General features: G+C 52.9%; 17 protein-coding genes and 1 pseudogene. 9 read left to right on the forward strand and 9 right to left on the reverse strand.

The window, feature by feature from the left end; all coding sequences use genetic code 11:
• Nucleotides 1–6: 6 nt before the first annotated feature.
• From GOV45_RS19830 to GOV45_RS19855, 6 genes are all read left to right on the forward strand, one after another.
• The gene (locus GOV45_RS19830; protein WP_155149197.1) at nt 7–501 is read left to right on the forward strand and encodes a (2Fe-2S)-binding protein; all 495 of its coding nucleotides are present in this window, start codon (nt 7–9) and stop codon (nt 499–501) included.
• A complete protein-coding gene (locus tag GOV45_RS19835) occupies nt 498–2,915 on the forward strand; it encodes an aerobic carbon-monoxide dehydrogenase large subunit (protein WP_170481160.1) in 2,418 nt (805 codons plus the stop codon). Before GOV45_RS19830 ends, GOV45_RS19835 begins: the two co-directional genes overlap by 4 nt.
• Before the next feature lie 54 nt (nt 2,916–2,969).
• Nucleotides 2,970–3,836, forward strand: a complete 867-nt coding sequence (locus GOV45_RS19840; protein ID WP_170481163.1) for an AAA family ATPase — start codon at nt 2,970–2,972, stop codon at nt 3,834–3,836.
• Nucleotides 3,836–5,023 carry a vWA domain-containing protein gene (locus GOV45_RS19845; protein ID WP_170481166.1) on the forward strand — a complete coding sequence of 396 codons (1,188 nt, stop codon included), beginning with the start codon at nt 3,836–3,838 and terminating at the stop codon, nt 5,021–5,023. The genes GOV45_RS19840 and GOV45_RS19845 overlap by 1 nt, the downstream gene beginning before the upstream one ends.
• An 11-nt stretch (nt 5,024–5,034) precedes the next feature.
• A complete protein-coding gene (locus GOV45_RS19850) occupies nt 5,035–5,844 on the forward strand; it encodes an XdhC family protein (RefSeq protein ID WP_170481169.1) in 810 nt (269 codons plus the stop codon).
• Between the two features lie 105 nt (nt 5,845–5,949).
• Entirely contained in the window at nt 5,950–6,402 is a 453-nt protein-coding gene (locus tag GOV45_RS19855; RefSeq protein ID WP_170481171.1) for an SRPBCC family protein, read from the forward strand.
• Here GOV45_RS19855 and GOV45_RS19860 read toward each other — a convergent pair.
• The 3 genes from GOV45_RS19860 to GOV45_RS19870 form a co-directional block, all read right to left on the reverse strand.
• Complete coding sequence (locus GOV45_RS19860) at nt 6,343–6,918, reverse strand: ArsR/SmtB family transcription factor (RefSeq protein ID WP_170481174.1); 576 nt, start codon at nt 6,916–6,918, stop codon at nt 6,343–6,345. The two genes, GOV45_RS19855 and GOV45_RS19860, sit on opposite strands and share 60 nt — an antisense overlap.
• A 215-nt stretch (nt 6,919–7,133) precedes the next feature.
• Complete coding sequence (locus tag GOV45_RS19865; protein WP_170481178.1) at nt 7,134–7,937, reverse strand: DUF2182 domain-containing protein; 804 nt, start codon at nt 7,935–7,937, stop codon at nt 7,134–7,136.
• A 13-nt stretch (nt 7,938–7,950) separates the two neighbouring features.
• Nucleotides 7,951–8,565 (reverse strand): DUF1326 domain-containing protein, encoded by a 615-nt coding sequence (locus GOV45_RS19870; protein ID WP_170481180.1) that lies wholly within the window; start codon nt 8,563–8,565, stop codon nt 7,951–7,953.
• 218 nt (nt 8,566–8,783) lie between these two features.
• Between GOV45_RS19870 and GOV45_RS19875 the strand changes: the two genes are divergently transcribed.
• A complete protein-coding gene (locus tag GOV45_RS19875) occupies nt 8,784–10,019 on the forward strand; it encodes an adenylate/guanylate cyclase domain-containing protein (protein WP_170481182.1) in 1,236 nt (411 codons plus the stop codon).
• A gap of 309 nt (nt 10,020–10,328) precedes the next feature.
• On the opposite strand, the gene GOV45_RS19880 is transcribed toward GOV45_RS19875, so the two are convergent.
• The 3 genes from GOV45_RS19880 to GOV45_RS19890 all read right to left on the reverse strand — a co-directional run bounded on the left by GOV45_RS19880 (nt 10,329) and on the right by GOV45_RS19890 (nt 13,615).
• A complete protein-coding gene (locus GOV45_RS19880; RefSeq protein ID WP_170481185.1) occupies nt 10,329–11,150 on the reverse strand; it encodes a methyltransferase domain-containing protein in 822 nt (273 codons plus the stop codon).
• 156 nt (nt 11,151–11,306) lie between these two features.
• Nucleotides 11,307–11,942: a class I SAM-dependent DNA methyltransferase gene (locus GOV45_RS19885; RefSeq protein ID WP_170481188.1), complete on the reverse strand. Its 636-nt coding sequence runs from the start codon at nt 11,940–11,942 to the stop codon at nt 11,307–11,309.
• 263 nt (nt 11,943–12,205) lie between these two features.
• Nucleotides 12,206–13,615, reverse strand: coding sequence for a leishmanolysin-related zinc metalloendopeptidase (locus GOV45_RS19890; protein ID WP_170481191.1), 1,410 nt, complete (start codon nt 13,613–13,615; stop codon nt 12,206–12,208).
• 554 nt (nt 13,616–14,169) lie between these two features.
• On the opposite strand from GOV45_RS19890, the gene GOV45_RS19895 reads away from it, so the two are divergent.
• Nucleotides 14,170–15,804 carry a hypothetical protein gene (locus GOV45_RS19895; protein WP_170481194.1) on the forward strand — a complete coding sequence of 545 codons (1,635 nt, stop codon included), beginning with the start codon at nt 14,170–14,172 and terminating at the stop codon, nt 15,802–15,804.
• A gap of 191 nt (nt 15,805–15,995) precedes the next feature.
• Here GOV45_RS19895 and GOV45_RS19900 read toward each other — a convergent pair whose 3' ends face one another.
• Nucleotides 15,996–17,564: a type I restriction-modification system subunit M gene (locus tag GOV45_RS19900; protein WP_254448053.1), complete on the reverse strand. Its 1,569-nt coding sequence runs from the start codon at nt 17,562–17,564 to the stop codon at nt 15,996–15,998.
• A 534-nt stretch (nt 17,565–18,098) separates the two neighbouring features.
• On the opposite strand from GOV45_RS19900, the gene GOV45_RS19905 reads away from it, so the two are divergent.
• Nucleotides 18,099–18,659, forward strand: coding sequence for a hypothetical protein (locus GOV45_RS19905; protein ID WP_170481197.1), 561 nt, complete (start codon nt 18,099–18,101; stop codon nt 18,657–18,659).
• A 107-nt stretch (nt 18,660–18,766) separates the two neighbouring features.
• On the opposite strand, the pseudogene GOV45_RS23370 reads toward GOV45_RS19905, so the two are convergent.
• Both GOV45_RS23370 and GOV45_RS19915 read right to left on the reverse strand, forming a co-directional pair.
• Nucleotides 18,767–18,976, reverse strand: a pseudogene (locus GOV45_RS23370) (IS110 family transposase); the annotation flags it as partial.
• Nucleotides 18,977–19,183: 207 nt separating this feature from the next.
• Nucleotides 19,184–19,570, reverse strand: coding sequence for a thermonuclease family protein (locus tag GOV45_RS19915; RefSeq protein WP_170481314.1), 387 nt, complete (start codon nt 19,568–19,570; stop codon nt 19,184–19,186).
• Between the last annotated feature and the right edge of the window lie 9 nt (nt 19,571–19,579).

Genomic DNA, 19,579 nt, shown 5'->3' on the forward strand with positions numbered 1-19,579 from the left:
AAACTAATGTCGAAAATGCACGTCAAACTTACAGTAAACGGCAAGCAGGTCGAAGGTCTGGCCGAGCCGCGTACGCTTTTGATTCATTTCCTACGAGAAGATCTAAAAATTACTGGTCCGCACATTGGCTGCGAAACCAGCCATTGTGGTGCTTGCACCGTAGATATTGACGGGAAGTCGGTGAAATCCTGCACAACCTTTGTTGCTCAGGTAAACGGAGCTGACGTCACAACCGTCGAAGGGCTGACCAACGACGACGGTAGCTTAGGCGTCCTTCAAGAGATGTTCCGTGAACATCACGGGCTGCAATGCGGATTCTGCACACCGGGCATGATCACCCGTGCGCATCGCCTGCTGCAGGAAAACCCGAACCCGACAGAAGAGGAAATCCGTTTTGGGATGGCTGGTAACCTCTGCCGCTGCACCGGTTACCAGAACATCGTAAAGGCCATCTCGGCTTCCGCCGACATGCTTAATGCTCAGAAGGAGGCCGCGGAATGAACGACCAGACAATGACACCCGAAGAACGCGCCGCCAATCTCAAAGGAATGGGCAGTTCGCGCAAACGCGTGGAGGACGTGCGATTCACTCAAGGCAAAGGCAATTATGTCGATGACATCAAGTTGGACGGAATGCTGTTTGGCGACTTTGTGCGCTCTCCTTACGCACATGCCCGTGTCGTCAGCGTAAACAAGGATGCAGCGCTTGCTCTACCAGGCGTAATTGCAGTGCTGACCGCCGAGGACCTGTCGCCGCTGGGTCTCCATTGGATGCCGACTTTGGCAGGTGACAAACAGATGGTACTGGCCGATGGAAAGGTTCTGTTCCAAGGTCAAGAAGTCGCCTATGTCGTCGCCGAGGACCGCTATATTGCTGCAGACGCTGCAGAACTGGTTGAGGTTGAGTACGAAGAACTGCCAGTTCTGACCGATCCGTTCGAAGCGTTGAAGTCCGACGTTGTCCTGCGTGAAGACCTTGAGGGTCAGACCGAAGGAGCCCACGGGCCCAGAAAGCACCACAATCATATCTTCACCTGGGAACAAGGCGACAAGGACGCGACCGAGTCCGTTCTGGCAGAAGCCGACGTGGTAGCCGAAGAGATGGTGTATTACCACAGAACACATCCTTGCCCGCTGGAAACCTGTGGCTGTGTAGCGTCGATGGACAAAGTGACCGGCAAATTGACGCTTTACGGTACGTTCCAGGCTCCGCATGCAATCAGGACGGTCGTTTCACTGATATCTGGCCTTGCCGAACACAACATCCGCGTTATTAGCCCTGATATAGGTGGCGGTTTTGGCAACAAGGTTGGTGCCTATGCGGGTTACGTTTGTTCAGTAGTCGCATCTATTGTCACGGGAAAACCCGTTAAATGGGTCGAGGACCGGATGGAAAACCTGATGTCCACCGCATTCGCACGCGATTACTGGATGCAGGGCAAGATCGCTGCCACGAAAGAGGGTAAGATCACAGGCCTCTGGTGCCATACGACGGCGGACCATGGAGGATTTGACGCCTGCGCTGATCCAACCAAATTTCCTGCTGGGTTCATGAACATCTGTACTGGATCCTATGATATTCCGACGGCATATCTGGCGGTAGATGGTGTTTATACTAACAAGGCACCCGGTGGCGTAGCGTATCGTTGCTCTTTCCGCGTGACCGAGGCCGCATACTTCATCGAGCGCATGATCGAGGTTTTGGCCATCAAGCTAAACATGGATGCAGCCGAGTTGCGCCGGATCAATTTCATTAAGGCCGATCAGTTTCCGTATCAATCTGCGCTGGGCTGGGAATACGACTCGGGCGATTACCATACCGCTTGGGACAAGGCGTTGGAGGCCGTCGACTACAACGGCCTACGGGCTGAACAGGCACAGCGGATTGAGGATTTCAAAGCTGGCAAGACCCGCAAACTGCTTGGGATTGGGCTAACGCACTTCACAGAAATCGTTGGCGCAGGTCCGGTGAAGAATTGCGACATCCTAGGACTGGGTATGTTCGATTCCTGCGAAATTCGCATCCACCCAACTGGATCCGCCATCGCACGGCTTGGGACGATTAGCCAGGGTCAGGGCCATGCCACGACTTTTGCCCAGATTATTGCCAGTGAGATCGGCCTTCCAGCCGATGACATCACGCTTGAAGAAGGCGACACTGATACGGCACCCTACGGGCTTGGGACGTACGGTTCCCGGTCGACCCCGGTAGCGGGAGCGGCAACGGCAATGGCCGCTCGCAAAATCCGGGCCAAGGCGCAGATGATCGCCGCCTATCTGCTGGAAGTTCACGACGACGATGTCGAGTGGGATGTTGATCGCTTTGCAGTCAAAGGCGCGCCTGAGCGTTTCAAGACGATGAAGGAAATCGCCTTTGCCGCCTACAATCAAGCCATTCCGGGATTGGAACCTGGTCTTGAGGCGGTCAGTTATTATGACCCGCCGAATATGACATATCCATTTGGTGCCTATATCTGTGTTATGGAAATCGACGTAGATACCGGTGAGTGGGAAGTTAGGCAGTTCTATGCGCTTGACGATTGCGGAACCCGGATCAACCCGATGATCATCGAGGGGCAAGTCCACGGTGGCGTGACCGAGGCGTTGGCCATCGCAATGGGGCAAGAGATTGCTTATGATGAAATGGGCAACGTAAAGACCGGTACGCTTATGGACTTCTTCCTGCCGACAGCGTGGGAAACACCCAACTACACGACCGATCATACGGTAACACCGTCTCCGCACCATCCAATTGGCGCCAAGGGCGTAGGCGAGAGCCCGAATGTCGGCGGAGTGCCAGCATTTTCGAATGCTGTGCATGATGCATTCCGCCCATTTGGCCTTGTTCAGAGCCATATGCCGCACGATCATTGGCGCATCTGGAAAATTGCCAATGGTCTAGGGATGCACGGCTAAAAAACTCAAGCCGCTGCACTAGAATCCAGTGCAGCGGCTGTTCAGGAGACAGGCATGAGCTTGCAAGACATACAGCAAGGGCTCGCGAAAGTGGGTTACGTTGCGGGCGACCGCTTGACGATGGCGCTTCATCTGGCGCAGAAACTCGGCCGCCCCTTGCTGCTGGAAGGTCCAGCCGGAGTTGGTAAAACCGAAGTCGCCAAAGCACTCGCCGCTAAACTTGATACGAGGTTGATCCGGCTGCAGTGTTACGAAGGTCTCGACGCCAGCCACGCAATTTATGAGTGGAATTACCAACGGCAGTTGCTTGCAATTCGCGCCAGCGAGTCGCAAGGCGGAACAAGCGAAGCCCATCTTTTCACAGATGACTTCCTTTTAAAACGTCCCCTTCTGGAAGCTATCAGCGAGGAGGTGCCCCCAGTTCTTCTGATTGATGAGATTGATCGCGCCGATGAGGAGTTCGAAGCTTACTTACTGGAAATACTGTCAGATTTCCAGATTACCATACCTGAGCTTGGTACAATCCGAGCCCGTTCAAAACCCATCGTGATACTGACCGCAAACGGAACACGTGACCTATCGGACGCATTGCGACGCCGCTGTCTGTACAGTTTCATCGACTACCCGTCCCATGAAACCGAAATGGCAATTCTCAAGGCTCAAATGCCAAATATCGAAGGCTTGCTTGCACGACAAATTGTCGGAGTTGTGCAATCCCTGCGCAAAGAGGATCTTGAGAAGACGCCAGGTGTTGCCGAGATGCTTGATTGGGCAGCCGCCTTGTCTGGACTGGGGGTAAATGACCTTGCCAAGTCCCGCTCAGAGGTTCAGGCAACGCTTGTTTGCCTGCTTAAAACGGCCGCTGACTTTGATGCTGCTCCGCCCGAAATTATGGACCAGTTCATTGGAAAGGTCGCTTGATGCCGGTCACGCGCTTCCCTTCCCGAGCTGCAGGTCTGGCGGACAGGATGTCCGGTTTCATCGGGCATTTGAGAATGAACGGTTTGCGCGTCGGGCCAAAAGAAACCGGAGATGCATTGGCAGCTTTGTCTGCAGTCAATGCTGCGGATGCAGATCAAGCTCGGCGTGCATTATGCGTTTTGCTTGCAGGAGATTCAGAAGACTGGAACCGCTTTGATGAACTGTTCGACGCTTATTGGTTCAACGCCGGAAAGCAAAGGACGGGAACGGCAAATACCGCGCATGTTCGGGTGCAGTCTGCAAAACCGATGATCTGGCAGACAGAAAGCCGGGCGGATAAACAAGACGCTGATGGGCCGGATAGCTCTGCGACTGTTGATCCGGGTGAAGGCGAAGCCGAAGGTATAGATGGTAAGCTGATCGCTACCCGAACCACAAACCTTGCGAGAAGAGATCTTCGCGAGCTTATGGATGATGAGGCTCTAAAAAGGGCCGAAACAGCTGCGATGTTGATTGCCCGTGCGATCCGTGACCGTCGGTCACGGCGTCGCAAACGCGCCCTGCGGGGACCGGCGCTGGATATGCGGCGTATTCAACGATCGAGTCTTGCACGTGGCGGTGAGCCAATCGACCTTTACCGCCGTGCGCGCCCACCTCGCCCTATGCGAATAGTCGCTTTATGCGATGTCAGCGGATCCATGACAGTTTACTCGCGGGTTTTTCTGGCATTCCTCAAAGGACTTGTTGGCAGCGGGACAGAAGCGGACGCTTATTTGTTTCACACCCGTCTGATGCGCGTCACAGATGCGCTTCGCGACCACGACACCTTGCGAGCAGCAGGAAGACTGTCGCTGATGGCCGAAGGGTTTGGTGGCGGTACGGATATCTCTGGTAGCTTAGAGAGTTTTCTGGGCGGATATGGCGCACGGGCGCTTAATGGGCGGACGGTCGTTTTGATCCTTTCGGACGGATACTGCAGTTCCGATCCACGGGCGCTGGGCTCAGTATTGGCTCGCATCCGGCGAAAGGCGCGGCGTATTGTTTGGTTAAATCCGTTGAAAGGGTGGGAAAACTATGAGCCTGCGGCTGCTGCGATCCAAGCAGCTTTGCCTCATCTGGATGCGCATCTGCCTGCTAATACTCTGGACGCTTTGGCGGCTTTAGAACCAGAGTTCCAAAAGTTGTGAAAGGAGACGTAATGCCGGGTTTCGACATATTCGACACAATCGACACGTTACGCTCAAAAGGCGAAAGTTTCTGCGTTGCCACAGTATTGCGAACCGCGGACGTGACGTCGGCCAAGGCCGGGGCCAAGGCTGCAATAACTGGGACCGGCGAAATACTGGGGCATTTGGGCGGTGCTTGCGTGCAACGCGCTGTTCGCGCCTCTGCTGTCAAGGCGTTATCCAGCGGCGATCCGCAATTGATCCGCATTAAACCTTCTGACAAGGTGGTTTCCATGGCGGACCCGGACGGGGTACAGACCTTCAAAAGCGGATGCCCGTCGGGCGGAACTGTCGACTTGCTGGTTGAGCCGTATCAACATGCCCCCAAATTGGTGATTTTTGGGGATACGCCAATTGCTTCGGCGCTTCGGGCTCATGCGACACTGGCCGGACTTTGGGTTTGCCTACCCAAAGGGACGGTTGGTGAAGCCTATTCTGAATTTGACCCAGACGACCTGCCTGCGCTGGGCATCCAGCCTCGTGATTTTGTTGTTGTCGCCTCGCAGGGCAAGGGTGATGCGGTTGCGTTAAAGTCTGCACTGCAATCACCTGCCAGAAGAGTTTCAATGGTGGCCAGCCGCCGCAAGGCACAGGTCTTGAGTGACAGGTTGATATCACAGGGGATGAACCCCGCCCGAGTCGAACAATTAAAGGCACCCGCGGGGCTTGATATTCACGCGGTTGATCCGCACGAAATCGCGTTGTCGATTTTGGCTGAGATCATTTTTTGGCGGAATGTCGACAAATCGGAGGAAGCATCACATGATGAAAAGACGGCTTGAACCGCGGTGTAACCTCCAATTCAAACACCTCGAATTGATGGTGAAAGAAGCGGCGTAAGAGGCGCTTTGTGTCTACCTAAGATGTTGTTGAGAAAGGAAACCTAAATGGAGCTGACTGACGAAATCCGCATATCCGCGCCGCGGGATGTGGTATATGCGGCCTTGAACGACCCGGATGTTCTGCGAGAATGTATTCCCGGCTGCGAGGAACTGACACAGGCTGCGCCCGATCAGCTCGAGGCTAAAGTGGTCCTTAAAATCGGTCCGGTAAAGGCGCGTTTCGCTGGCGAGGTGACCTTGGACACAACTAACGCACCGAACGGCTTCAGCCTGTCAGGCGAGGGCAAGGGTGGAGCGGCCGGATTTGCCAAGGGTGGCGCGGACGTAACCCTGACCGAGGACGGCGGCGAGACGGTTCTGACTTACACTGCAAAGGTTGATATCGGCGGAAAGATCGCCCAACTGGGCAGCCGATTGATTGCAGGAACTGCAAAGAAACTATCGGGCAAGTTCTTTACTAAGTTCGGCGAATTGGTATCCGAACAATCCACAGCTTGAAGCAGCGCAAAAATGAAAGTGGGGGCAAGCTATATTTGCCCCTTTCCTAGTTCGAAGGCGCTGCGCTAAGCGTACGAATTTTCCAAAAAAACGACACTGGATTGCGGTGGATCTCCTCAGCACATCGAGTGCGATAAGGCGCTCTTTCATCAAAACACCGAGCCTGCCAGCGATATGATTGTAGCAGCTACGCGCACGCAGGGTATCCGTGGCGGCCTGTCCGGATCGAGACAGATGATCTGTTGGCGACAGGCTGGCAAGTACTTCGAGCACCTGGGCAACTTCGGCAGTCGCAATCCGGTGATAGATATGCCGACCGCTGCGCAACGAAGACGTCAGACCGGCGTTTTCGAGCTTTTTAAGATGCGCGCTCGCTGTCTGCGGGCTGACATCCGCCGCGCATGCCAGTTCCTTGTTTGTAAACGCGCGCCCATCCATCAACTCACACAATATGCGGGAACGGCTGGGATCGGCCAGCGCCGCCCCAAAGATATCCAGTCTCGGTTCGATTGCCATGTCGCCAGACTAGAGGCAGAATGCAAACCGAGCTAGCATGAAAGGTTCGATGACGGGCGAAGTGAGATGCAAAAGCAGACGTCGACCCAATGGCAGCAAAGTCCGCAAAGCGGACGATCATGCCTAGTGCAGCGAACGACCGCTTCGAGCCCGAAGCCGTCATCCTGCTCAACTAGATTGCACGGTACGCTTCCGTTGTCGGAGGGCTCAAAACGTCATGCCAAGGCAAGCGCCAGTCCCCCGAGGATCAGCGCGACTGCAGAAAGCATGGACAACCACGGAAGCCCGGTGGCGAGTTTTTCTATTCCGACGAAAATTGCGAGCGCGGCGATCCAAAGCAGGTTCATCACTCCACCGACGAAAAGAAGCGCCATTAGAACCCAGCAGCACCCAAGGCAGAACCACCCGTTCTGCATCCCCATGCGAAGAGCCCCCCAGCCCCCTGATTTCCAATTGTGAATGAAGAAAATCACCGGATGCTGACAATGCCGCAGACACGCCTGCTTGAGAGGGGACACTTGGTAAAGTCCAGCCAGCACAAGCAGCGCTCCTGCAAGCGGCGCTTGAGTGATTTCCATCATCCCGCTCATCTGCCCAATTGAAACAAGGGACCACTGCACAGCAGTTGATACGAGACTGAAGAAACCCCAAACCAACTGGTACCCGGCAAGGAAAATGGAGACAGCAGCGTATGGCTTATTCGCGTTTTTGTTTTTCCTTGCAAGTGCAGCATAGAACATCACCGTGGGAGCCGCGCTTGGCACCATCATAGCAATCATCATGACCCACCACATCAGGAAGACCATTAACGCATAACCAGGTGTCCATTCTGCGGATGCCATCATCATGCCCGGCATTTCAATAGCCATCTGTGTCATAGTAATAGCCGACATGGGCATGCCGACCCCGAGCAGGGTATAAATCGCAGCGAGAACAACGACAGAAGAAAGACCTGCTATCACTATTAGCCGGTCTCGCTTCAAGCTGCGCTCTAGCGCAGTTCCAGTTGCTGTGGTCACAGTGCGCGTAGAGTTAGGCCGACCAGGCGAACGGGGCGAAATGTCCGTTCCTGGAGCCAGTGGAATCGTCCCATTCAACTCCGAAGGCATTGAACTTACTCTTTGTAGCCCGCGCAAGTGCGAGCGTTGTTGTTACCGGATGTGGGACATTATCGATCTTGATTGGGCCACCATTCGGAAGCGCGCTGTTGACAGCTTCGACCTCCTGCTGAACCAACTCACCAGCTGTCACGGATATCTTGTCTCCTTCGGACACGAAACTGATCGGTCGTTTCTCGACACCCGCAACTTCGCCGACCAAGGGCCCTAGCGCCTCCATCGGACCACCCGCAGCTCCAGTGGCGATATCGCCGATCGCTGCAGTTTGTGCATCACTGGCGTTCTCATCGACAATCAAACCGACTTTGATGTTTCCTTCGGACATCGCGCTCGGTGCGTGAAGCAAGACGATGAAGGACAAACCGTCTAGCGAAATACCGTCCTTTTCCCCTTTAAGAATTTTCATCGCAATCGCTGCCTTGCAATCACCCTCGGTGGGCGTCGCGGTCAGATTTGTCGTAATGCATGGGCACAAGAAATCGCAGTTGCAAGTTTCCATGTACTCGCCTTCGATATGCCAGCCAGCCATAATCAATCCTCCCTGAATATTGAGAGTATGTCACAACTTTTGACTTCACGCACCTTTGGCAATCAATGACCGCTAAGTCCGCGAAGCCGACGTTTCAAAGTGATATCTTCGAAGATCTGCTTAGGGTTGCGAGCACCTTGGGAAAATTGAATTTGAGGTGTCCTTGAAGTGAATTAGACTACGAACTACGTCTTCCGATAACTCATTATGAGGACATCATGGCAGCCCCACTAATCCAAAACTGGGAACTGACCACCGCCATAAAAGACTTAGCTGATTGGCTGGTTCAACAGGGTTTGGAGAATGCGCCGGTTGAAATCTGGCTTGAAGCATTCTGCAACCGTCTTGTTTCAGCAGGAATTCCACTTCAAAGAGCAAACATTACTGTGCGCGCTCATCATCCCGAGATTGGGACAGTAGCTTTTCGCTGGCACAGAGATGGAGGAAATGAGCGACAAGACTTTGTTCGAAGAACGGATGCGCCGGAAGAATACATTCTAAGCCCGATTTACTATCTTTTAGCAAACAACTTTGAAGAGATCAGACAAGACCTGACAGTCGAAGAACCTAAGCTTAACTTTCCAATCTTTGACGAACTTCGCGAACGCGGTGCAACAGATTACTTCGCTGTTAAACGTTTCTTCCTTATTCAGGATAATGCTACGCCCGTGGATCCAATGCAGGCCGAGGAAGGGGCCATTATCTCGTTGACAACCGACGCAAGGGGTGGCTTTACAAGTCAGCAACTTGACGGTTTGCGTGAGTTGATTTCGCCACTTTGCCTGACGCTGAAGTGTGGGGCAAACAGACTCATGGCTGAAGACATTACTGCCGCTTATTTGGGCAGAGACGCCAGCAGGCGCGTTCTTTCCGGGGACATCACCCGAGGTTCATCCGAAATGATTTCAGCCGTAATTTGGTATTTTGATTTGCAAGGATTTACAAAACTATCGGAGGCGCTTCCAGGAAATTCTATAATAGAATTGCTAAACGATTATTTCGCAGAAGCCGTCGACATAGTCGAACGCCATGGCGGAAACGTTCTGAAATTCATGGGAGATGGTATGCTTGCGATCTTCGATATTGATCAGGTTCCGGACGCTCGCAGAGTCGCGATTCACGCGGCGATTGAGTTGCGAGATACCTTCGATAAACTCAACAAACGACGAAAAGTGGACGGTTTAGCAACGACAGGCTTCACTCTTGCGCTGCACGCTGGCGATGTACTGTATGGCAACATTGGCGGCAGGTCTCGTTTGGACTTCACAGTGGTCGGCCCGACAGTCAATACAACCTCCCGAATTCTTGGCATGTGCAGCGCACTAGATCAGAACATTATTATTTCTAACAAGGTGGCAGAGGACTTAGTGAAATCCATCCCAAATCTTGTTTCGCTGGGGCAATACAGATTGCGCGGTGTTGCTGAAAGACAGGAGCTGTTTACAATAGATTGAACGCGAATTGAAAAGCGTCATCGACGCTGAACAGACTTGCACTTGTCCTCTGATACTTCACGAAGGTCTTGTTAGAAGAACTTGGGTTGAACGGGCCGAGCGCTAGAGCTGGCTTCAACTTCCAAAGTGGCCATTTATGTGCATCAGGCCAGGTACAGAGATCATCCGAACAAGGTCTATTCTTCTGCTACAGCGGTCGTTCGCACCAACTGCAGCGAATGACCGCTCCGAGCCAAAAGCGGACATCACAAGCCCAAATATAAGCTTAACCCACCCCGTTGCTGTCCGCAGAACACTTATTTGATTAAATTACGCCGTAGCTGAAACTATGGCAGCAGGAATTGGCACTCTCCAGGGAGCGACTGAACCAAATTCCACCTGAACAGCCTTGGCTATCGCAGCCCTAATCGCAGAAGCATTTTCGGCAGGCTGTGATCTAAGCAAAAGCGCACCTCTTACGGTGCCGTCGTGAAAATAGTCAAAGGGAGTGGCGGGGTCTGAAACTTCCCAAACGCTACTTGAAGATCGCATATGAGGTTCAGTAAATCCGGCTGCAATCAAAATCGGATATGCGTATTCAGGGTTTGCGAAAGCATGAAGAGGTGGCCCAGGAGGCAAAGAAACGTCTTTACTCCCAAATCTTTCAATGGCTCCAAAAACTATTCGGAATGCGGCTGATGTCTCAGGAGATTCCCATACTGAGTAAACAAAGCGGCCACCTGGTTTCAGTACTCGTTTCGCCTCCTTTATTGCGGCTTCGGCATTTGGGATGTGAAGAATGCCGAACCCCATTGTGACAGCATCGAACGAATTGTCTGCGAAAGGCAAAGTGGTTGCATCACCTTCTACAAAATCCACCATCGGCACTTCCCGACGTGCAATTTCGAGCATCGCTGGAGAGAAATCTAAACCGATAACTTCAGCCCCGGCAGTTGCGAGCCCCTTCGCAACAATTCCCTGGCCACAACAAACATCAAGCGCAACGGAACCGTTCGTTACAAGTGAGGTTTCCACAATGTCAGCGACGCATTGTTCTGCCGCCGAGGCAAACCCCTCTCCATAGGCTTTTGCCGTTTGTGGCTCTGACCAGCCCTTTAACTCGGCCTTGCCGAACTCAGCAAAATTTTCCATTTCAATCTCCAGTCGCCATCGAGGGAGACGCTAACATCAGAAAAACTCAAAATCTAATCTTCCGTTAAGGCGCGACTGATCCTAGTGCAGCAAAGACATTGACGAGAATAGACGAACGCATACCGATCAGAATGTGCGTCGCCCAAGGTCGAGCACTCACGAAGTGACTTCATAAGCGAATATTCGGGCAATCACGTGAGGTTCGCTGATCGTAAACGGTCTGAAAGCTTCGCTCTTCTCAGAAAGCTTCCAGAGCCCATCGGACTCAAGCCTATCCATTTTCTCACGAAAGCCGTGATGCTCATATATGTCGTCACGAACGTTGAAGACGATATGGCCACCCCGCCTCACGACGCGGATTAATTCATCAAAGCTGGAATGCGGAGCATGTCCTTCGGTGAATACGCCAGTAACGATGGCCCCAGAAAAGGTGTCGGACGCGAAATCAAGTGCCTCGCCCATCACCATTCGGTACAACTCGGAGAAAACGCCTGTTTCGCGCGCTTTGTTAAGCATTGCGTTCGACAGATCGATTCCCACTAGATCGCGGTAACCAAGAATATGAAGGTTCTCCGAAGCCAAACCAGTTCCGCAACCCGCATCAAGAACTTTGCCGCCGGTTGGAACCCACCTTGCAAAAAACGCCGTAGCAAGAACAGGCAGTCGGAATCCCATTGCCGCGTTGTCAGCATCGTATGTTTCGGCCCATTCGTCATACTGGGATTCAAGAGCATCATTCCCGCGAACGGCAAAAGCAGACGACAAGTTGTTGCTGGCTTCTCGGTCGGGCATTCATCTCACCTATCTCGTCGTGGGTAGCAACCTAGCCTGTTCATTGATTAAGCGGAAGCGGCCTTAAGCTAGCGTCTGTTTTGTCCGCACAGTAGACGTTCACGCCGAGTGCAGCGAATGACCGCTTTGAGCCCGGAGCCGTCGTTCTATTTCAGTTAAACTGGCGTGCTTTCTACGAAACAGCCATAGACAAAGACCGCTTGAGCGAACGTGCGGTCTTTGATTGTATCGGACCAGAAAGCTCAATGCTTCCACATTTCCGGTTACGCGAAACTGAGCACACTTCCGTCCGCATCATAAAATGCTAGAAGCGGATCGGCAGATTCCAGATCGACGCCATCTGCTAGTGCATTTTGACTGCTGGCACCTTCGAAAGCATCGGTCACGTCATATCCGATATCCTCAAGCGCCATCAGCGACCAATCCGAAAGATACATGTCGCTGGCGTTGGAGTTCAGATATCCAGTCATCAACTCGCCATCGTATTCAAATTCATCCCAATGGGCTAACGCCGTTCCACTGCCGCCGTCAGTTTCGACAACGAGCTGGTCCGGCATTGACGCATCTTTTTCAGCGAGGTACTCGGCCGTTCCTGCGGCACCGTTGTAAACAGCGGTCGAAGTGACTTCCACAATGTCGTCACGCGGATTTCTGGTTTCTTCCCCAGCAATCCAGTTCACTGTCTCCGTTACCGTAACGAGGTCCGGATAGAAATTGTCCCATAGCGAACCGAAGCCCAATACATGGATCATTTCGTGCAGAATCGTATCGTCCCATGTGCCATCTGAAAGCAGCGAGGCTGCATCGGCGCTATCGAACTCCATAACACCAACAACGGTCGTGTACTCATCTTCTGTGCCACCTTCGCGCACAGAGTAGGCACCAGCCCGGCCAAGTATACCGCCTTCTTGGTCAATTTCAGGTAGGCGCGCTTCGATCAGAACATCGTCGACAGTAAACAAATCCGTGCTGAACGTATTGAAGGATTCTGCGTCATCGCGCAGTCCGCTCACTATGACGGAGCTCAGGAAATCCGCAGCGGCCGCGAAAGCGTCCATATAGACAGAAGACCACTCGCCGTAGAACTGAATGTTAATATTGAAGTAATCGAATTCACCAGTGTCCTGCTGACCGCTGGTATAGGTCGCGTACAGAGTGTTTGAGGTGCTGTCGCCTCCATTGTTGTCACCGCCGCCCCTGTTCGGGCCTTTACCCGCAGGAGGACCAACGTTGCTGTATTCGAAACCGGGCGTCGCCGCCGTTGCTATTTCTCCACCGCTCCAGGCTCCGTACAGATCTTCATCTTGGTGATGCTCTTCACTGTCGTGATCATGATCGTATCCACCGGGCATCAGGATCGCGTTCGCGAGCTCCGTCTCGCCTGCTGCCGATCGGAAATTTACGCCGCGCGTTGACGCACCGCTCAGAAGGTCAACGGTCAAGCCCAGCATTCCCTGCGCTTTATAGCTGACTGCATCGAAAATTTCTGTTGCGTCGGCCATCGGTGTGTTATCTGTCGGTGACTGCTCGCTAAGCTCGTCAAACAGGGATGCCAGAATTTCTGCTGGGTCTACCATCGGTGTGCTGCCCGTCGGTGGCAGCTCGCCAAACAGAGATTCCAGAATGTCTATTTCTTCGCCGAATACATCAGGCAGTTTTGGGATGTATCGCATTTCAATAGTCCTCCGCCGGGGAAATGAAATAGTGTAACCCGAAATTTAGGCAGTTAAGCGGCAACCCATTAAGCGAAAGGTGATACTTGTCTTGGTTCTGTTGACAGTGATTTCATGAATAGCCGTTTGTCTCCAATTTTTTTGAATATGTGACGAAAATGAGGCGACAGTATTGAGCGCGCTCGCCGATCATTCGAATCAAAATTGTCCATTGACAATGGTTCACTGGCGATGCGCAAAGCCAATCACAGCTTTGTCCGCACAGCGGTCACTCAGGAGGTCTATGAACGCTGCGGTGCGGCTAACGGCGGCTTCGTCCGCAGAGCAGTCATTCACTGAATTCTGCCGAACGTCTGCTCCGAGCCCAAAGTGGTCGTTCAAATTAGAATGATCGAGTTTCAATACGCTTCTGATCTCGCAGGTGCCTCTAGTTCTTCTTGGATTGGAAGGTGGATTAGTCCTGCAAATAAGTCACGTGAAACTTAACTCGGGAAAGACACGTCGAAATAGGTCGAATCGTGTTAGAGTTTACCTTTTGATAGGGAGTGCTTTTCATGACCGAATACTTTAACCTTGGAGAATACAGCCGTGCTGCCAGCAAAGTTCCAGATGCTCAAATTTGGTTTGATCGAGGGCTAGTTTGGGTTTTTGCCTACAATCACGAGGAGGCGATTGTCTGCTTTGAGAAAGCAGTTGCGGCCGATCCAAAATGTGCGTTGGCTTATTGGGGCATCGCCTATTCCATCGGACCAAACTACAATAAACCATGGGAAGTCTTCACCTCTGAAGAGAAGGCGCCGGCTTTGGAAAGGGCGCACGAAGCGCTCAAGAATGCGCTGGCACTGGAAGACGCCAAACCGGCAGAGCGTGCACTGATTGAGGCGTTGGCTTTGCGCTATCCAACTGACCCTGAAATCGAAGATTACCAACCATTCAACGATGGTTTCGCTGAAGCTATGAAACCAGTTTACGAGTCCCACAAGGACGACTTAGACATTGCTTGCATTTACGCTGAGGCATTGATGAACCGGACGCCTTGGCAACTCTGGGACTTCAAAAAGGGCGTTCCGAACCCAGAAGCTTCAACTGTCGAAGCTATGGAAGTTTTAGAACGCGCATTCGATCAAACCCACGGTGCTTGGAGCCACCCTGGTCTGTTGCACATGTACATTCACCTGATGGAAATGTCGCCGCACCCTGAAAAAGCGCTGCGCCATGGGGATACCCTAAAGGATCTAGTCCCCGATGCGGGCCATCTTGTGCATATGGCCACACATATCGACGTTCTCTGTGGGGAGTATCAGAATGTGCTATATCGCAACCTGGCTGCTGCCAAAGTGGACGATATGTTTAAGGAATACGCCGGAGCTGCGAACTTCTACGCTCTATACCGCATTCACAACCTGCATTTCGCATTTTATGGCGCGATGTTTCTCGGCCAGAAAGCGGCAGCGGTAGATGCGGTCACCCGCTTACGCGGAGAAGTACCCGATGCGGTTGTTCGTACCTACCCGGACATTTTCGAAACATTCGTGGCGGCTGCACCACATGTTTACATCCGGTTTGGAATGTGGTCGGAGATCCTTGAGCTTGAACAACCGGAAGACAAAAAACTCTACGTAACTACCAACGCATTGATCTTTTACGCCAAAGCCGTAGCTTTGGCTAATCTCGGACGTCTCCAAGAGGCTCAATCGACCATGCGGGAGTTTACTGCCGCTTACGCCGAAGTGCCTGAAAGCCGTATGCTTTTTAACAATACAGCGCGCGACGTCCTCGCCGTAGCCGAAGAGATGATGAAAGGCGAAATTGAGTTTAAAGCCGGCAACCACAACACCGGTCTTAATCACCTTCGCAAAGCGGTCGAATTAGACGACGGGTTGGAATATGAGGAGCCCTGGTCGTGGCCGCAGCCATCCCGGCATGCTCTGGGTGCTTTATTAATGGAGGCAGGTGAATATACTGAAGCCGAAACGGTCTACCGGGCCGACTTGGGGCTCGATGGCAAGCTACCTCGACCTAGCCAACATCCGCGCAATGTCTGGGCTCTGCACGGGCTCCACGAATGCCTCCAGCGTAGAGGCGAAACCGTGGAACTCCCACATGTGAAATTGCTTCTGGACCAAGCCGTTGCCCGCGCAGACATTCCGATCCGCGCCAGTTGCCTGTGCCGTTCAGCGGCTGCTTGACGCGTCCAAGGGCCGGATGACTCTCGATGGTGCAGCTTCGCGAAAGAAAGACTGCTTCGGGCTTGGAGGGTATGCGAACAATTCGCCCATATTGACGATCTTCGCTCCCCGACCATGAAACTGCTTAGGTTTGTAGATGCCGTTTCTGAGCGGGACTTCTAGCGTGTCGCCAAACCGCGTCTGATTGCCGTTCATTCAACCAATCCCAGCATCGACTTGATTTTGTCGTCTAGCGTGTTGGCTTCCAAAACTTGTTGCCCGTAACTACTTTTTAGCGCAGCAAACTTCTCCTCAAACGGCACGCCATCGCCTTCATCCTCAGCCGTTCCGACATACCGCCCCGGCGTCAGCACGTGGTCGAACTTCCGGATGGCCTCCAGCCCTTCGGACTTACAGAACCCCGGCTCGTCGGCGTAGGCCTCCCAGCTCTTCTCTGCAAGCGTCTCGGGCTTGGCGCGCCAGCGGCGGTAGGTGCCTGCGATCAGCTCGATGTCCTCGTCCGAGAACTCGCGCCGCACTCGGTCCACCATATGGCCCTTGTTGCGGGCATCGATAAATAGCACCTCTCCGCGCCGGTTGCGCAACCCATTGGCGCTCTTGTCCTGGCTCAATATCCACAGGCAAACGGGGATTTGCGTGGAATAGAAAAGCTGACCCGGCAGGGCGACCATGCAATCGACGCGGTCTTCCTCGATCAGGCGCTTTCTGATCTCACCCTCACCGCTGGTTTGTGAGGACATGGAGCCATTAGCCAGCACCACGCCCGCGTGGCCGCGCGGAGCGAGGTGGTGAATGATGTGCTGTATCCACGCGAAGTTCGCGTTGCCCTTGGGCGGGATACCGTATTGCCAGCGGTCATCCTCTAGCAACCGCTCGCCGCCCCAGTCCGAGATGTTGAAGGGCGGGTTGGCGAGGATGTAGTCAGCCTTCAGCCCCGGATGCGCGTCCTTGTGAAAGCTGCCTGCGCTGTCCCATGCGATGTCGGCGTCGATGCCGTGGACGGCGAGGTTCATCTTGGCGAGCCGCCAAGTGGTGTGGTTGATCTCTTGCCCATAGACGGAAAGGTTCAGTGGGTTGCCGCCGTGCTCTTCGATGAAATTCTCTGACTGGATGAACATGCCCCCCGAGCCACAGCACGGGTCGTAGACGCGGCCCTGATAAGGTTCGAGCATTTCAACGAGGGTGCGGACGACGGAGCGGGGCGTGAAGAACTCGCCGCCGCGTTTTCCTTCGGCGCTGGCAAATCCAGAGATGAAGTACTCATAGACACGCCCCAACAGGTCACGCGCCCGGTCGGCACTGTCGTGCATCTTGATGTTGGAGAAGAGGTCAACCAGCTCGCCCAACATGGTTTTGTCGAGCGTGGGGCGGGCGTAGTTCTTGGGCAAAACGCCCTTGAGGGTTTCGTTGGTGGGTTCGGCCTCGATGGCCTCCATCGCATCGTCTATGATCTTGCCAATGTTCTCGGAACGAGCGTTCTGCTGGATGTGAGACCAGCGAGCGGTCTCGGGTACCCAGAAGACGTTTTCGGCGAGGTATTCTTCGGGGTCCTCGGGGTCCGCCAGATCGTCTTGTGCCAACTCCTTATGTTTGGCTTGGAACGCTTCCGAGATGTACTTGAGGAAGATCAGACCCAAGGCAACGTGCTTGTATTCGGAAGGTTCTAGTCCCCCGCGCATTTTGTCCGCAGCCTTAAATAGGTCAGCGGCGAAATCGAGGTCGGACTGGCGTGCGCTTGATGACATCTTGGAGCTGCTCAATGTTAGTTTCTTGTTTCGTTCATTGATATGCAACCACCCGTTCGCTGTCCAACAAGTAACTTGAACTGAACTGAAAAAGTTTCTCAGTTTGAACCCAGCTGCATAATTTTGATCGAAGTGCGTTGGATCGTTGGCGTCGCCTGCCTGTAAACACGCGCCGTGTGTGTGAGCGGGTTGTTGGTAGACACTTCGGAAAACAGCCCCATATCGCGATCACCATAAAAGAAAAGGTGGATAGAGGGGTGGATCAAAAACTCTAGTTTTTGATTAACTACCTGTGTTTAAATGAGTAATTTTGATTATTTGGTGCCCAGGAGAGGACCTAGTTGGAGATATTAATTATTATAAATCAAATATTTATGAGTTGCGACATTTGATTTGTGGACTCGAATGTGGACCTAGTTGGAGGAGCTAAACGATCGTACACCCAACCCTTTGGACAGCGACAAAAACTTTTCAGACTCGAACAACCAACTCCCTAGAGCTTGAACACCTCAGCTTTGCGCATTTAGGTCGGTGTGACTAGATTGAGGGATGAATAAGTTTGGCGTTATAGTAATCAAAGTAATCTCAGCAATAATAATTTCGATTGTCGCGTTATTTTTCATCTTAGTATTTTGTATTCTCATATTCGTATACTTTTATATAGGAGATCATCCAAATCATAAGCGAAAGCTTGTGTTTTATGGTCCTTTAGATGACGGCTGGACGCAGTTAGCTTGCACTTTTCGCGTAGATGGAATCGATTGGCCCCGTCACAAGGAGACCTGGAGATTTTCGGTCAACATAGAAGACCGGATGACAAGCCTTTCGGAAGGGTTCGTAGTTTCAAGGTTTGTTCTCTCTGAAGACGATCAACTTGGAGAGGTTCTTGAACTCGATCTAAAAGAATTGAACTGTACTGACACTAATAATCCTAATTGCGCTGAAACCTACAAATTACGACTACTCCTTCAAAAGAAAACCGGAAAGAACCTCGAGCTTCGAGGTGTGATCGATGATAGATTGTATTATGCGGGCATCGACCCACGGATTTCCGGAAAATGCAGGCTTGCGAATGGTGCCGAGCATCTCTACCGCGATTCAGAGCGATAAGCGCAAAAATCCTATTATCATGAATTGGTCTAAGGGTCGCTTTGTCCTGTGTGGATGGCTCCTGCAAAGCAAGACATTTTTGTGAGGGGTGTGTGGTCAGAAGCGGTCTTGTGTCCGGCCTTCGCAATCTCCCGCGCCCAGTAATGGCTCGCCCCACAAGCCTCGATCCCGACCAGACACCGTGGCAGGCTCGCGAGAAAGGTCAGGACCTGAGCTCTGCGCAGGCTCCGATTAAAGACAACCTCACCCTCTTTGGTGACGCCGTGAACCTGAAAGACGTTCTTGGCCAGATCAAGGCCGATCGTGGTAACTTGCAAGGGGTGACTCCTCTCTCGCAGATAACGACACCTGCACTATGGCGCATCGCGACGCTGATGGAGCAGGAGCCATCCACCCCATCTGCACACTGAGCTCTAAAGCTCTAGTTGGCGAGGGTCGATTTTTCTTCAAGGGGTATCGGGCTCCTCTACGGAGCTCTCAGGGGCTCTTACGGTTGATCCTCGACGTCCGAATGAAATTGGTCTCTACCTACAATAGCCAGCTCGCCTCAAACGAGATTTCGCTGCCGGTGTTTCCAGCTGCCGGTATCGCCCACCCGAGAACCTCGCGCAATCCAGTGCATGTCCCGCAGCAATCACGGCAGCGCCAATGTCTTGTCCGTCGGCATAACAAACACCAACCCAACGATCATAGGTACGCTCACCGTTCAGTTTGCACTCGATGTTCTTGCCTCGCAGGAAGTTCACCATCCAGCGTTTGGCGTCCTGACCAGAACGAGTGCCAAGTTCTGGCGCATCCACTCCGTTCAGGCGAACGGGAGTGCCATCGACAACGATCGTATCTGCGTCGCGTACTTGGAGGCCACCAGCGGCGGCTGTCGTGGCGAAAAGAGCCACAGCAATTGTCAGCATCTTGAACAA

The sequence above is a fragment of the Ruegeria arenilitoris genome (genome assembly GCF_013035425.1).
Classification (GTDB): Bacteria; Pseudomonadota; Alphaproteobacteria; order Rhodobacterales; family Rhodobacteraceae; genus Ruegeria; species Ruegeria arenilitoris_A.